This window comes from Edaphovirga cremea, from assembly GCF_003332275.1.
In the GTDB taxonomy this organism is placed as follows: domain Bacteria; phylum Pseudomonadota; class Gammaproteobacteria; order Enterobacterales; family Enterobacteriaceae; genus Edaphovirga; species Edaphovirga cremea.
The window spans coordinates 134,807-150,279 of record NZ_QOVA01000002.1 but is presented as its reverse complement, the minus strand read 5'-3'; the positions used below and the strand labels follow the sequence as shown (position 1 = coordinate 150,279).

9 protein-coding genes and 2 pseudogenes are annotated in these 15,473 nt (G+C 52.4%); all 11 read right to left on the bottom strand.

Annotated elements, in window-relative coordinates; genetic code table 11:
- Positions 1 to 69 precede the first annotated feature (69 nt).
- Positions 70 to 2,496 (bottom strand): annotated as a pseudogene (locus DRI82_RS03600) (RHS repeat-associated core domain-containing protein); the annotation flags it as partial.
- Positions 2,497 to 2,537: 41 nt separating this feature from the next.
- Complete coding sequence (locus DRI82_RS03595; RefSeq protein ID WP_114192134.1) at positions 2,538 to 3,203, bottom strand: hypothetical protein; 666 nt, start codon at positions 3,201 to 3,203, stop codon at positions 2,538 to 2,540.
- Positions 3,204 to 3,601: 398 nt separating this feature from the next.
- A pseudogene (locus DRI82_RS24650) lies at positions 3,602 to 3,850 on the bottom strand (RHS repeat-associated core domain-containing protein); the annotation flags it as partial.
- Positions 3,851 to 4,008: 158 nt separating this feature from the next.
- A complete protein-coding gene (locus DRI82_RS03580) occupies positions 4,009 to 4,395 on the bottom strand; it encodes a hypothetical protein (protein ID WP_245956763.1) in 387 nt (128 codons plus the stop codon).
- A 227-nt stretch (positions 4,396 to 4,622) separates the two neighbouring features.
- Complete coding sequence (locus tag DRI82_RS03575; RefSeq protein WP_170138666.1) at positions 4,623 to 5,210, bottom strand: hypothetical protein; 588 nt, start codon at positions 5,208 to 5,210, stop codon at positions 4,623 to 4,625.
- 59 nt (positions 5,211 to 5,269) lie between these two features.
- Positions 5,270 to 5,755, bottom strand: coding sequence for an immunity 26/phosphotriesterase HocA family protein (locus DRI82_RS03570; protein WP_114192132.1), 486 nt, complete (start codon positions 5,753 to 5,755; stop codon positions 5,270 to 5,272).
- On the bottom strand, positions 5,752 to 10,257 hold the full coding sequence (locus tag DRI82_RS03565; RefSeq protein WP_114192131.1) for an RHS repeat-associated core domain-containing protein: 4,506 nt from the start codon (positions 10,255 to 10,257) through the stop codon (positions 5,752 to 5,754). Before DRI82_RS03565 ends, DRI82_RS03570 begins: the two co-directional genes overlap by 4 nt.
- 2 nt (positions 10,258 to 10,259) lie before the next feature.
- A complete protein-coding gene (locus tag DRI82_RS03560; RefSeq protein ID WP_114192130.1) occupies positions 10,260 to 10,616 on the bottom strand; it encodes a DUF4150 domain-containing protein in 357 nt (118 codons plus the stop codon).
- Positions 10,616 to 11,854, bottom strand: coding sequence for a DUF2169 family type VI secretion system accessory protein (locus tag DRI82_RS03555; protein ID WP_114192129.1), 1,239 nt, complete (start codon positions 11,852 to 11,854; stop codon positions 10,616 to 10,618). The genes DRI82_RS03560 and DRI82_RS03555 overlap by 1 nt, the downstream gene beginning before the upstream one ends.
- Before the next feature lie 11 nt (positions 11,855 to 11,865).
- Complete coding sequence (locus DRI82_RS03550; RefSeq protein ID WP_114192407.1) at positions 11,866 to 13,980, bottom strand: type VI secretion system Vgr family protein; 2,115 nt, start codon at positions 13,978 to 13,980, stop codon at positions 11,866 to 11,868.
- Between the two features lie 131 nt (positions 13,981 to 14,111).
- Positions 14,112 to 15,458 carry a VasL domain-containing protein gene (locus DRI82_RS03545; protein WP_245956762.1) on the bottom strand — a complete coding sequence of 449 codons (1,347 nt, stop codon included), beginning with the start codon at positions 15,456 to 15,458 and terminating at the stop codon, positions 14,112 to 14,114.
- Positions 15,459 to 15,473: the final 15 nt, after the last annotated feature.

The window sequence follows — 15,473 nt, the reverse complement described above, 5'->3', positions numbered from 1 at the left end:
AGGGACTCTTTCGTTTACAGGAAGCTTTACTAAACTTTTTTCAAAATCAGCAACGCTTTGACCATTAGGTAATGTACAACAAGCCAACCCCAACGGATCAATCCAACCCACCGGGTTATGCACATACCCATACGGATTAACCCCTCCCCCCAGCCCTATCGGGTCCGGTGTCAGGTACTGCCCCGTCTCATTATCATAGTAACGAAAACGGTTGTAGTGCAACCCCGATTCGTCATCTGCGTACTGACCCGCAAAACGTAAGTTGCAACTCAGTATATCGTCATTGCTCGCCGCCAGCGGCCACACATCCGCCTGTCCCCAGGTGCTCAGTCGGTTGGCCCAGGCGACTTTTCCCTGCTCGGTCAGCAACTCCCGGGGCGTGCCCAGGGCGTCCGCCACCACATAGTGCAACTGCCCCCGCTCATGCCGCGCCACCGGCGTCATCCCGCCCGGTTCATACAGCCAGTGGATACTCTGGTCATACGCCACCGTGCCGTCGGCGTAGACCGGTACTTCCTCAATCAGTTGATCACCGCTCCACAAATACTCGTACCCTGCCACTTTGGGTCGGGCACCCGGTATCGCTGCGGGGGTTTGTCCCCCGTCCAGCACCTTCAGCTTGCGGATCCGCCGACCAAATGCATCATAACCGTAGCGCCAGCGTACGCCTGACGGCGTTATCAGTTCGCGCAACTGGTTGAGGCCATCCCAGCGGTAACGCCAGATCTGGGGCCGAAAACCATCAGGGTGGGTGCGTTTCTCGCTTAAGCGCCCGGCGGCATCGTAATGGTATTCACACTCCCCCCGCTGCACCACGCGCCCCGCCTGTTGCTGCTGGGCTGTCTGTTCCCACTCCGCCTGACTGCCGCGCGACAACCGCCCCTGAACGGCCAGATTCAGGTTCGCGTCGTAGCTGAACTGTTCCTGCAGCGGCAATATCCCGCCAAAGTCCGCATGCACTATCTGGTCATTGGCATTGTAGTAATAACGCGTCTTGCCCCAGCGGCGATCCTCTATTCCCGTCACGTTGTAGGCCTGATCATAGTGCCACGACCGGTTCACCGCACTGCCCGGCAACGCTTTCTGCCCGGCCATCTGACCCGCCAGCAAACCCACTGGCGTATACTGGCTGGCCTGCACAAACCCGGCGGGACTCGCCCGCTGCGTCTCCCGCCCCAGCACGTCATACTGTAACTGCAAGGGCTGATGCCCGTTCAGTTGCAAACCCGTGAGCCGCCCCTGTACGCCGTAGGTATACGTCAGCCCCAACTCACCTACCGTGCGAGCCTGTGGCGTGCCGCGCAGTTCATCCCAACTGTGGCTGACCTCGCGTCCGTTCAGTCGCTCACTCACCACCTGCCCGGCGTCATCAAATGCAAACTCCACCACCGCATCAGGGTTTTCAGCCCTGATGCGCCGCCCCTCGGGGTCATAGGCATAGTGGGTGGCCACTTCCAGCGTGGACTGCGTCTCCCCGCACTGCCACACCTGCTGGCTGAGCACGTCATCACGCAGGGAATGGTGCCAGCACACAAGACGATTGTCTGGATAACGCGCACGGATACGCCGCCCAGCGGCATCGTATTCATACTGCACCGTGCACCCGGTAAAATCGGTTTCGCTCACCACCTGCCCCGCCAGGTCGCGGGTATAGCGGTACGTCTGCCCCTGTGCATTGGTGACCTGATTCAGGCGGCACAGCGTGTCGTAACCAAAGGTCAGCCGCTCACCATCGGGCCTTGTCATGGCCATCAGCAGGTCAAACGGGCCGTATTCGTAGTGCGTGGTTTTCCCTTCACCGTCAGTGCTGCTGGCCACGCGTTTTTCGCTGTCGTAACTGACTGACTGTCTCCCCCCGTCCGGCAGCCACCGTTCACTGAGGCTGCCTTCCACGTTGGCGTGTGCCGTGCTCTGTACAAAGCGCGTGGTCTGCCCCAGCGCGTCCTGCCAACTGGTCAGGCGGCCAAAGCAATCCTGCGTCAACTGGCTCGTCGCCCCGTCCGGCGCGGTTATCGCATGGAGCTGACGGCGCGAGTCATAGCGGTAGTGCCAGGCTTCGCCATCCGGCAACAGATGACGCACCATTTCACCGTGCTCATCATAGTCATAGACCTGCAAACGCCCCTGCGGGTCGGTCAACCGGTGCAGTTTCCCTTCTGCCGTGTAGGCAAAATACCAGCGCTTGCCGTCAGGCAAAGTCACACGGCTAATCAGCCCCTGTTTGTCATAGACATAGCGAAAAACCTCCCCCGTCGGCGTCGTCAATTGCACCACTTCACCGTAGGGGTTGTAGCGATAGTGGGTGGTGCGCCCCAGCGCGTCGGTCTCGGACAGTTTGTTACTGACGTCCCACTCGGTATGTCGCTCCCGACCCAACGGATCGACTTCCCGCGTCACCAGTCCGTTGTCGTCATACCAGTAACGGGTGACACCGCCCTCGCTGTCCAGATAGGTGGTACAGCGCGCAGCGGTGTCGTAAACAAAGCGGTCAGAGTAAATGACTGGAAAGATCGGTAAGATCTTTCCAGCTTTATGTTCTATATAACACTCAGATAGTTAAAGAATAGTTTCGCTTCATCTTCTGATCTTACCTTAGATAAAACATCTCTATATTTTTCATCTAATTCGTTGCCTGATTTTATTTTTTTGAGCATTAACAATGCCGGATATAATGTATTGTTAATAATCCATTCATCCGATCCTATCATTGAAAACCAAGATATCGACAATTCAACACTTTCAATTAATTGCTTTTCCCAGTTATTTACTTCATTAATATCATTAAAAACACACATCCAGATGGAAAATCGACTTCTAAACTCATCTAACGATTCATTTTCATTTTTAAAACATCGCCAATCAGTTATCATCGAAACACAATAATCATTGATCCTTGTTTTTATTGATACTTCAATATCTTTTTCACTCCAATTGCTAGGGTATCTATAATTGGAATCACGTAATACCTTTTCCAATACAGCATTAACCTCTTTCATTAAATATTTATTCAATAATTTCAGCCGCAAATGCAACGAAAAATGTCCTTTACTCTTTGAAAGATTGATTTCGTATTGGTAGACATTCCCCGAACTATCACTAGATTCAAAGCAATTTTTTTTAAAGGTAAATCCCTTACTCTCGAATGATGGTCTGATCACTGAGACTATATCCGCAAGAATATCTTTTGTTGTTTTATTCATCATGGTAATTTCCATAATGGCACATTAGTTTCACTAACTAACACACCTGAAGTATCTAATCCGGCAAGAGGGTTGCCATTCATATCTTTTGGCGCATTTTTCCCAAAAATACCCCCTCCAGAAGTAATTACCTTATCTTTTGCTATTTGAGTTGAAGATCTGGTAGCACCACCAGATTTAACTTCTACTCCTATTATTTTTCCCATGTTGTTATTCTGAATAAGAATATCAACATATCGTCCTCGACCAACACCAGGTGTTTTAACGTAAACCTGAGTTCCCAATACTGTTACATTAGGATTCCTTGATAACTTATCAAGAAGTAGAGCCTCGGCAGCTTTACCATTTGTCCTATTAACCTGAATTTGACTTGTGGTTGCATTCGCCCCAGGACATATACAAGCCAACCCCAACGGGTCGATATACCCCACCGGGTTATGCACATACCCATACGGATTCACGCTCCCCGCAAGCCCTATCGGGTCCGGTGTCAGATACTGCCCCGTCTCATTATCATAGTAACGAAAACGGTTGTAGTGCAACCCCGATTCGTCATCGGCGTACTGACCCGCAAAACGTAAGTTGCAACTCAGTATATCGTCATTGCTTGCCGCCAGCGGCCACACGTCTGCCTGTCCCCAGGTGCTCAGCCAGTTACTTTTCCCTGCTCATGCCGCTGGCTGGAGGAGCTGGGATTTTTAACTGGCCATCCCGTTGAACGCGGACGACTGGTGATTCAGGCGGAGATTGCGGTGTAGCGGGGAATGGACAGGCCGGAAGGATCACGGGGATCTTTCCGGCATAAAACTCACAATGGATAATCATCAATATTAGATGAATCAGTAAAGTCATCTATTAGTAATTTATTTTCACTAAGATATTTAATTAATTCATCAAGTGTATTTAATTTTATATAACTTCCAACTTTATCATATGATGTGTCAAAATCATTCTCAATATCAGATGCAAAAAACGAGGATTTTCTTAATTTAAAAGCAGCAATATTGTGATCGCAATGATTTGAATATGGAGAGTTGCCTAACATTGCATAACTATCTGTTCTAAATGGATAAGCTGGTTTTAGCTCATCCTGCAACGAAAGTTCAATCCACGTTCTATAATCTGCATCCTCAGGCGCCACCTCAAGAAGAAGAGTTCTACCGCGTAATAAAGAATCGATACTTTCATGTTTCATATGAATATCCAATTTATTTCCATTGGAGAAATATATGTATTAGTCTTTCATCATCTTGATGAATATGATGTAGAAAATCCCCATCTGGGTTGCCGGAGCCATGACCTGATACTCGACCTAGGTTTGATGAAACCATAAACGATAAGCCTAGGTTGATAGAAATAGCCCGAAATTCGGGAGTATATCCAGCTTTTACCTTTATCTTAACGGAATAGGTAAACGGCGAGTTAGTGGACGTAACTTCTCTCTGTCATCCCATAAATCAGGGAAAATTTCAAACTAAGATCATCCCGATTAATTCCAGTGTTAAAGTAGCGACATAATCGATCACTTAGATCTTCATGTCCCCACATATTGGTCAGTTCATATTCCTCAATCAACTTACGATCTTCTGTTACTGTAAGATCCTCTTGTATAACTGTGGCTTGGGTTGTACTAATATCTCCATCAGGACCAAGATCTATGATTTTTCCTCCCAAAAAAGGAAAGCTAAATCTATCTCCTTTATAATGTTCACTATCCATCGTAAGTGTATAAGGCTTTATCCAGTATGGATAATAAGGTTTATTACTAGGTATAATAGATGTTATCTTGATCTTTTCCTTAACTAAAAATTGATTAACGATATTCCCCACAAAAACTCTAAATAAAACCTTTTCCGCGTTCAAATCAATATCACTCCAGATACCATCATGGTTAGATATATCATAAAAGCGCATCGCAGGACTGGTTAATATTTGGCCAGTTGTATATAAATCGTCTCGCAATTTAATATTAACCAAGTCTCCTGACTTCCAGATAACTTTACTAGCCACATTTACCTCCACCTTTATTTAAGTGTCCATCAGCGATATCCAGATTTTCAGCATAACAGTCAAATGATATCCTTTAATAAGGATTTAATATGATAGTCAGAGTGTGGACTCAACCGAGGAAGTAATTCTGCCTCATGTTCTGATATAGATATCTCATTATCAAAGACATCTACTTTTTTACATGAACTACCTAACCCATAAGTAAAATAAACACCCTCAACATTTTCTGGAGAAAAATTATTCTGGTGGCCAATTATTCTCCATTCACTATCAGGATACCCCTTTTTATCAAATAATCCATAAGTATCAATTACAACAGGTGAGACTGCTCGTTTTGACTTTTTGATAATACTTTCTGTTATATTTGGACCAGATGAGCTAAAATCAAAAAACTCTGCGACATGTCCTGTCATTATCTTTGAAATAATACGCCCAAAACCATATTTCTCATCATCAAATTGAAAGCAAAATATATCACCAGGTTTCACAAAACGAAGCATTGTTCTAGGTTTCTTATCCCAACCCCAAAATTTGAAATCACTCATCCACATTTCCCTTTATATTTTTTCAGCACACTCTTTTTATTATAGGCATCTTTAAACGCATTCGCTCGCGCATCAGTTCTACTACGATCAAACGAGTTATACTTATTTCCTCGATTAGTCGAGGAAATATCCTTACCTATAATCCCGGTTTTAGTTTTATACTCCTCAATATAATATTGTTCATAGCCCCTGGCCTGACCGTATGTAACATTTCTATCCAGAGGCTGCATACTTGCACCCGGTGTTAACCTGCCAGTTCCAGCATGTTCAATCGCTCGTCTATCAAGATCGTTGGTAATACCAACATAATAAGGCTCTTTTACTCCAGGATCGAATAAACCATAAACATTATATCCAGGTGCATCAACAGCAACTAACCCCAACGGGTCGATATACCCCACCGGATTATGCACATACCCATACGGATTCACGCCCCCCGCCAGCCCTATCGGGTCCGGTGTCAGGTACTGCCCCGTCTCATTATCATAGTAACGAAAACGGTTGTAGTGCAACCCCGATTCGTCATCTGCGTACTGACCCGCAAAACGTAAGTTGCAACTCAGTATATCGTCATTGCTCGCCGCCAGCGGCCACACATCCGCCTGTCCCCAGGTGCTCAGTCGGTTGGCCCAGGCGACTTTTCCCTGCTCGGTCAGCAACTCCCGGGGCGTGCCCAGGGCGTCCGCCACCACATAGTGCAACTGCCCCCGCTCATGCCGCGCCACCGGCGTCATCCCGCCCGGTTCATACAGCCAGTGGATACTCTGGTCATACGCCACCGTGCCGTCGGCGTAGACCGGTACTTCCTCAATCAGTTGATCACCGCTCCACAAATACTCGTACCCTGCCACTTTGGGTCGGGCACCCGGTATCGCTGCGGGGGTTTGTCCCCCGTCCAGCACCTTCAGCTTGCGGATCCGCCGACCAAATGCATCATAACCGTAGCGCCAGCGTACGCCTGACGGCGTTATCAGTTCGCGCAACTGGTTGAGGCCATCCCAGCGGTAACGCCAGATCTGGGGCCGAAAACCATCAGGGTGGGTGCGTTTCTCGCTTAAGCGCCCGGCGGCATCGTAATGGTATTCACACTCCCCCCGCTGCACCACGCGCCCCGCCTGTTGCTGCTGGGCTGTCTGTTCCCACTCCGCCTGACTGCCGCGCGACAACCGCCCCTGAACGGCCAGATTCAGGTTCGCGTCGTAGCTGAACTGTTCCTGCAGCGGCAATATCCCGCCAAAGTCCGCATGCACTATCTGGTCATTGGCATTGTAGTAATAACGCGTCTTGCCCCAGCGGCGATCCTCTATTCCCGTCACGTTGTAGGCCTGATCATAGTGCCACGACCGGTTCACCGCACTGCCCGGCAACGCTTTCTGCCCGGCCATCTGACCCGCCAGCAAACCCACTGGCGTATACTGGCTGGCCTGCACAAACCCGGCGGGACTCGCCCGCTGCGTCTCCCGCCCCAGCACGTCATACTGTAACTGCAAGGGCTGATGCCCGTTCAGTTGCAAACCCGTGAGCCGCCCCTGTACGCCGTAGGTATACGTCAGCCCCAACTCACCTACCGTGCGAGCCTGTGGCGTGCCGCGCAGTTCATCCCAACTGTGGCTGACCTCGCGTCCGTTCAGTCGCTCACTCACCACCTGCCCGGCGTCATCAAATGCAAACTCCACCACCGCATCAGGGTTTTCAGCCCTGATGCGCCGCCCCTCGGGGTCATAGGCATAGTGGGTGGCCACTTCCAGCGTGGACTGCGTCTCCCCGCACTGCCACACCTGCTGGCTGAGCACGTCATCACGCAGGGAATGGTGCCAGCACACAAGACGATTGTCTGGATAACGCGCACGGATACGCCGCCCAGCGGCATCGTATTCATACTGCACCGTGCACCCGGTAAAATCGGTTTCGCTCACCACCTGCCCCGCCAGGTCGCGGGTATAGCGGTACGTCTGCCCCTGTGCATTGGTGACCTGATTCAGGCGGCACAGCGTGTCGTAACCAAAGGTCAGCCGCTCACCATCGGGCCTTGTCATGGCCATCAGCAGGTCAAACGGGCCGTATTCGTAGTGCGTGGTTTTCCCTTCACCGTCAGTGCTGCTGGCCACGCGTTTTTCGCTGTCGTAACTGACTGACTGTCTCCCCCCGTCCGGCAGCCACCGTTCACTGAGGCTGCCTTCCACGTTGGCGTGTGCCGTGCTCTGTACAAAGCGCGTGGTCTGCCCCAGCGCGTCCTGCCAACTGGTCAGGCGGCCAAAGCAATCCTGCGTCAACTGGCTCGTCGCCCCGTCCGGCGCGGTTATCGCATGGAGCTGACGGCGCGAGTCATAGCGGTAGTGCCAGGCTTCGCCATCCGGCAACAGGTGGCGCACCATTTCGCCATGCTCATCATAGTCATAGACCTGCAAACGCCCCTGCGGGTCGGTCAACTGGTGCAGTTTCCCTTCTGCCGTGTAGGCAAAATACCAGCGCTTGCCGTCAGGCAAAGTCACACGGCTAATCAGCCCCTGTTCGTCATAGACATAGCGAAAAACCTCCCCCGTCGGCGTCGTCAATTGCACCACTTCACCGTAGGGGTTGTAGCGATAGCGGGTGGTGCGCCCCAGCGCGTCGGTCTCGGACAGTTTGTTACTGACGTCCCACTCGGTATGCCGCTCCCGACCCAACGGATCGACTTCCCGCGTCACCAGTCCGTTGTCGTCATACCAGTAACGGGTGGCACCGCCCTCGCTGTCCAGATAGGTGGTACAGCGCGCGGCGGTGTCGTAAATAAAGCGGTCAGAGTAGTAACCACTGGCTTCGCGCAACGCAATGACCCGACCCTCATCATCATACTGGTAATGCACATCCGTCTGGTCGGTGTCATACCAACGGGTCATGTAACCTTCGGCCGTGTACTCATGCCACAAATGGGTAAACTGGAAAGTATCGCACTCAATCAACCGGCCTGCCTCGCTGTAGCGGCAGGTCACCAGACGCTGGCATTGACCGTCTGTGATCAGATCGATAGTGCTTACCCGTTGCTGTTGCCAGCTCAGCGCCAGGTGATAGCCGTCGCTGTGTTCAACGGTCGATAGCTGGTCATGGTGATAATGGAAGGTGACGCGGTTGCCACTACGATCGGTAATCGCGGATAAACAACGCCGCTGGCCCCTTTGCTGGGCAAAATGCAGGGTTTGCTGGGTCTTGCGGTTAAAAATAGTTAATACGCCACTGCGTGATCCCTGTAGGTGATATTCACCCCGCTGGATGTTCAGGCCATAGACATTATCCCGTATGGCCGGGGCGGAGTAGATCAGCGTCATCCCTTCTGCGTTGATAAAGCGAATCTGGTCTTTGTCCAGTTCGAGACACTGTGACCACTCATCCATCCATTTGTCGCCGAACATCCCGCCCACGGTTGAACGAGATCGGTAATCGCGGGACAAATTCAGCGGCAATGTGCCGGGAAGCGCTATCATCGGCAGATTTTGCAGATAATTACCGCTGGCTACATCAACCGGTTCACTGGCCGATGTGGACACTGAATCATCCACACCGTCTTTTTTTTGGTCTGCGTCAGTGTGCTTCTTCTTTTCCACGCCCGTTTCTTTGGTCTTGTTCGGTGTAATCTTGCCCCCGTCGGAGGTCGTCACCTTGCCCGACGTACTGTCGAGTTTAGCGACGGCTTCAACCTCACTGGCCTCCTTGCGCATCACTTTAGCGGCCCCGCCACCAAGACCTTTCACCGTTGCCCGACCACCTAACTTAATTACCCCACCCACACCCGTGGCAAAGCCAGCAATAGTGGCAATCAAATCGCCCCCTTCCTGCGCCTTATTCGACATTTCCAACCGGTATTCGTCAAAATTTATGTTACTGGCATTGTCACGTACCGCCTGCCCCATGGTCTGCTGAGCCTTGGCCTGCTCATCCATGCCAAACAGGGAGAGGATCGCGGCATTTTGCTCCATCTCACCGGCCATCTGATATGCGCTGCCCTGGGCCATCATCGTGGCCATGTCGGGTACCATGTTCCACATGCCTTTGGCTGCGCCTTTGCCTCCTTCCACCGGATGGTTTGCTGCGGCCTCCACCTTGTCGCCCGCACCAGTCATCCAGTTTTTAATTGAATCCCATATTCCCTCTTCTTCCTCTGTCTGGGTCTTCACTACCGGAGCGGCTTCGTGTGCGCTGCCTCCGCTGGCAGTCGTTATGGCTGTCACTTTCCCAGAGGTATTACCGCTGCCGCTGCTGCCAGAAGAGGAGGCCGATGCCGTGCTCCGTGGGCCATCCGGCAGTTCAGGTAAATTCAGCTTGGGGTTCTTTTTCTTTAACCCTTCATATTCCTGCTGCGTAAACAGATCCTGATCGGGCGGATTACCATTGTTGTAGTGCATATCGACCGAGACCCAATCGTCCGCTTTTGTCCCCTGCACCTTTATCGAGTCAATGGTTTTATAAAAGGCATCCTGATCGGCAGAGGTAGGCGCCGAGTGTGAAACATCCATGCGGTCATCCATCGTTACGCCCCATTCATCCAGAACTCATCATCATGACGCAGGATGGGTTTCTTCCCTGCCCGTACCGTACTGCTGTGGGTTTTGGGGTAGCACTTTCCGCCCACAGTGCCGCTTTGTATCCCCTTCGCAACGCCCGGTTCATCGCCCACGGTCGTGGGAATCGAACTCTGGTTAAACACCACCAGCGGATTGCCATTGGCTTTCACTGATGGCACAACCTGTACGGCATTGCCCAGATAGGCGACCACCGGATAAGGAATCGGTGGCGTGGAAGAACCGCATGGCGTTTTGCAGACGTCGGGCAGCATACTGATCACCAGCCACTCCCCGTCTTTACGGGCGACAACGTTATCGGCCATTATTCACTCTCCTTGGCGTGGGACTGATCAACCTGTAACGGGTAGATTTTTTCCAACCACTGTTCGGGATGGACTTCATAACGGGCTTCCATCACCCGTAATGGCGCATCGGCCGCCAGTACATAACGCCACGTCACTATCACCCGCTGCTGTTCGGCATCGATATACAGCGTATCCAGCCACATTTTTTGCGGCACCATGGCACCGTTTTTCAGGCGCAACAGGATAAAGGCCAGATGATCCGGCAGAGTGAAATGTAACGAACCCCCAGGGGTCAGGTTATGCAGCGTTATCTTCAGGTTTAAGGGGGGGAAGGTGATTTGCTGATCGGCAGGTGCGCCGTTCCAGTAATTAAAATCAAAATCTGCGGGCAGATAGGGATGACGGTTTTCCAACCACGTCTCGTCATAGGTACCGGCCTTGGCAAGTCGTGGCTGCCAGGCGCGTCCGATCAGGCCAAAACCGGCAGGTTGATATGCCGGTGCGTTCAGATCTGCCGTCCCTGCAATAAGTGCCATCGCCTGCTCTTGCGTATACGGATGACGTGGGTCGGTAATTCGCGGTAGGGGCAATGACGTCACTTTTTTGGCGCGGGCATACCAGGGTTCGATATATCCCATACCGATCGGATTGGCAGTGAAAACGGTATGTGCCAACGGACTGGCCGGTGCCTGTGGATGCGTGTTCTGTTGCTCGGGCGTCAGTTGATGTTCTGCTGGCACTTCCGCCGCAGCTTCATCGTCGCGTTCTATCCGGCACTCGCCACCAAAAGCCACTTCATAATTGATCGGCAACGCGACAAAAGGTGCTGGTTCACTCAGTTCCCACTGGCGCGGCCATCCTTGTTGTTCGATATGCTGTGCTCCGGCCACGGTGAGGGTTTTATTCAGCAAGACCTCACCATCAGCGCGGGTCAGCGTGACGCTAACCGGGAATGCGGCACAGGGTTTTCCCTCTGGCGCATGCGCCGTGGCAGTGATAATCACATCGCAAAGCGGTTTGAACGGGGCAAGATCGCTTTCCTGTAGCTCGGATGACTGGTTCACTTCACCAGCAAACACATCCTGAAAACTCAACGCCACCGGATCGCTGTCCATCACCACGGCCTGAACATCGCCATGCGCATCACGGTTCAGTTGATAACCCGCCTTCATCACCACGACATGATGCTCTTTGTCGTTCTTATCCAACATCTTGTAATTCTGGACGGCAAAGGGCGTCAGATTGCGGAACTCCATTTCCCTGCTCCTCAGTTTATATCGACGTCTTTGCCGTTGATTTGCACCGGCCCGTTGGCTTCAAACAGGAACTCGGTGCCGCTGATTGTCACCCGGCCTGATTTATCCATCCTGAAGGTGCTTTTGCCGCAGGTCAGTTCGATGACATCCCCCGCAGTGAAACTGAGTGAATTACCGACGTTGACCGTTTTGTGGATACCTACTTGCTCGGACTGGCTCAGCCCTACGGCGGTATTCATCGCTCCGCCCACCGTGAGCGCATACGCGGTCCCAATGGTCACGGTACTGCTCAACCCCACCACTTCGGTATTGGTCAGCACCACGGTCTCCACCCGGTTCTGGTTCACCGTGGTGGTCTGGTTCTTCTCTATGGTGGATTGCTGATTGGCAAATACGTGGATGGTCTGGTTGGCCTTAACCGTTTCGCTATGGTTGTTACCCACGGTCGTTGCGCGGTCATTCAACACCTCGGTACGCATATCCTTCTGACCATGGATATAAACTTCCTCTTTGCCCGCAGAATCCTCGAAACTCAGCTCATTAAAGCCCTGTCCTTTATGCGTTTTGGAACGAATGGACATCTTGGTTTTCGAGGTTGGCAGCTTGTTGGGAACGGTATTATTGGCGTGGTACGTCCGCCCGGTGATGATCGGTTGATCGGGATCGCCATGCAGAAAATCGACGATCACTTCCTGACCTATACGCGGTATTGCAATGTTGCCCCAGCCTTGCCCCGCCCATGCCTGACTGACACGGATCCAGCAAGAGCTGGTGTCGTCGCCTTTGGCGTAGCGATCCCAGAGGAATTTCACCCGCACGCGGCCAAAATCATCGCAGTAGATCTCTTCCCCAGGCGGCCCCACCACAATGGCAATTTGCGGGCCATCCACGCAGGGTTTCGGCAACGGTGCTGGCCGCCAGGTTTGTTTCGCCGGAATAACGCTGAAATGGTTATACAACACCGTGCCTTGCTCACCCGACTCTTGCTCCAGCGCCGCTGGCTGGCTCCCGGTATGGGTGATGCTGACAATTTGCCATGCCGTGTTTAGGTCGGGCCGAGGGTGGGCGTACAGGGTGAATAGCAGCCCCGGATAGAGCTGGAAGGCGTTGCTTTGCCCTTGCGCGATGTCTGCGTCATTACGCAGGCCGTCCAGTTGGTAAAGAGTAAAATCCTTGCCGTGCTGTTCGTCTTTGAACCGCCCAGGGAAGTCGTAATACTCATAATCTGGTCGCTGGTTATGCAGCTCCCGCGCATGCTGGTCAAACTTCGCAGGCCAGTTCGGGTTTTTGAAGGTGTAGTCTTTGAGTTGGGCGCTGGCCGGACGAACCTGCGCCCTGCGCCGGAAGCTGTCCACGCACAGTTCTTTGCTTTGTGCGGCCTTGTTGATGTTCCAGGGCAACAGCGGACCGGTGGGTAACGTACCGGCATCGTCGGCAAAAATCAGCGTCTCTCCGCTGCTTTTTGCCTCATTACTGTTTTTTGCCTCGTTACTGCTTTTTAACTGTTGGCTATTTTTTGTTGCGCCATCGTTTTTTACAGCGCCGCCATTTTTCACCGCATAATAGTAATACATCCCCTCTTCTGCACTCAGACGCTGAATGAACGCGAAATCCGACTCCTGATACTGCACGCAAAACTCGCGGGCTGGATGGGCATGACGCAGAGAAAATGCCGCATCGACAATACCGTTCTCCCGCAGCAAGGTAGTGATAATTTCTTCCGGCGTCTGCTGCTGGAATATCCGCGAATTGCGGCGCAGCGACGTGCGCCACAGCGGTGGACGAATCACCATACTGTATCGGGTCTGGTGGAAACCGGTATCACCCTGTTCGAAGCTGGCGACGATACCATTCACACAGCGTTGCAATACGCCATCGCGCCAGACGTTCAGCGTGACGCTGTTATCCAGCACTGCGGCAAAATCTATGGCCGGATCGGCGCTGGCCAATCCTACTTGCAGCAGATATGGCGATGAGAAAGTCTCGGTCAGGCTAAAGTCCACCACCACAAACTGTTGGGCAGGCAACCCCATCACGCTCAGGGTAAATTGCAATCCGGTAGGGGTACTCAAAGAATCGGTCAGAGCCCCCAGCCCCCCGCTGGCAGAACCCGTCAGGTTCTTCATCAACGATCCACCTTTGGGCAGCACACCGCTGGGTGAATCGGAGGCAACAAAATTTTGGGGCTTGATGGTCCCGGATGTCTGTTTTTTATCCTCAGAAAACATATTCCCTCCTGGGTATTCTTCTGCTGGGGCTAGCGTTGAGTGAACTGGTGATAGCGGCTGGACAGCGTGTTCCAACGGTCATCTATCTGTTTAAGCAATACCGCTGAGGCGGGTTTACCCTGTTCTACCGAGACAGAAAGCTGGCGCAGCAACTCCTCCAGCGGCACGTCTGCCTGCAATGCGCTTTGCATCTGATAAATCGCGGTTTTCAGATACGAGATGGTCAGGCTGCCTTTGAGCCGCTCCTGCTCCAACAACTGGTTACTGAGCGTCTGCAAGTGCTGCTGCACGTAGAAATAGCTTTGTCCCAGACCGGCATCACCGGTTCTGGCCTGTTGAATTTGCTGCCATCGCAGGGTTTCCTGTTGCTGCTGCGGCTCTTGCGGCCAGTTCTGTTTCGCCAGCGCAACGGAACGTTCAGCCCTTGCCAAAGGCAGTAACGGTGACTGTGAGGCCAAACTGTCCAGTTGCTTGCCGTAGGTCGCCAATACCGGCTGTTCCAGCCAAAGCAGCGTGGCAACATCTGGCTGCTCACCGAGAGCTTCCAGCCGCTGATACAACGGATTGATGTAAAGAAAAAACCCGAGCGCTGCGATCAGCGAACAGCACAGTGCGCCCGTGAAGAAACTGCCCAGATGCAGTTTGCGACGCGCTTTGGCGGGTGAGTTAAGTTGTACGGCGGTCGGGCTTGCCATTTCCGCTGCCGGTTTCGGTGGAACAGGCGGGGACTCAAAGACCTGCTCAACAGATTGAGTGGGCATTTCAGCCTCTTCATCTCTCGGCATCCAGACCAGCGTCACGGCCTCTTGGGTGGTTTGTACCAAAGCCCGGTTTTTCACCATCCCTTCCTGCTCAATCTGTTTGATGCTGTTTTGTATGAAATACAGCAGGTTCTCGATTCGCGGGAGTCGCCGCAGCGGCAACTGCTGCAAGGTGTCGCTGATAATCTGCAATGCCCGTTCGGCACGAAACAACAATGGCAGCATTTTCTCGCTTAAAATCTGCGCACGCAGCACATTGCCAATTCGTGAGTTAAACCATTCCAGAATCTCAATCCGTGCCGTTTCGTTGTCCGGCCAGCACACCGCCCACTCACTGCTGATGACGCCAGCCAATAACTCACAACCCTCGGTAAATCCGGCCATGCCCGCCAGACGGGTACGCGCCAGGGTGTAATAGGTCGCCGTCTGTAAATCGACACCGTTGCGGCGAAACAGCGTCAGCGCCAGCGACTCCACCAGTTTCCAGTTCACTTCCGGCTGGGACGGATGGCTGGATTTATTAATTTCCTGCCGGATCGCCTCAAACTCCGTCAAATTGCGCGGGTCGCCACCGGTGTGGATCACAATGCTAGAGGTACGTTCATTCACCATCATTCATCCTGAATAGAC

What these genes read in the sequence shown, in the direction of transcription:
- DRI82_RS03565 (WP_114192131.1), bottom strand. Translation starts at nt 10,257, where the DNA reads ATGGATGACCGCATGGATGTTTCACACTCGGCGCCTACCTCTGCCGAT.
- DRI82_RS03555 (WP_114192129.1), bottom strand. Translation starts at nt 11,854, where the DNA reads ATGGAGTTCCGCAATCTGACGCCCTTTGCCGTCCAGAATTACAAGATG.
- DRI82_RS03595 (WP_114192134.1), bottom strand. Translation starts at nt 3,203, where the DNA reads ATGATGAATAAAACAACAAAAGATATTCTTGCGGATATAGTCTCAGTG.
- DRI82_RS03560 (WP_114192130.1), bottom strand. Translation starts at nt 10,616, where the DNA reads ATGGCCGATAACGTTGTCGCCCGTAAAGACGGGGAGTGGCTGGTGATC.
- DRI82_RS03570 (WP_114192132.1), bottom strand. Translation starts at nt 5,755, where the DNA reads ATGAGTGATTTCAAATTTTGGGGTTGGGATAAGAAACCTAGAACAATG.
- DRI82_RS03545 (WP_245956762.1), bottom strand. Translation starts at nt 15,458, where the DNA reads ATGATGGTGAATGAACGTACCTCTAGCATTGTGATCCACACCGGTGGC.
- DRI82_RS03580 (WP_245956763.1), bottom strand. Translation starts at nt 4,395, where the DNA reads ATGAAACATGAAAGTATCGATTCTTTATTACGCGGTAGAACTCTTCTT.
- DRI82_RS03550 (WP_114192407.1), bottom strand. Translation starts at nt 13,980, where the DNA reads ATGAAGAACCTGACGGGTTCTGCCAGCGGGGGGCTGGGGGCTCTGACC.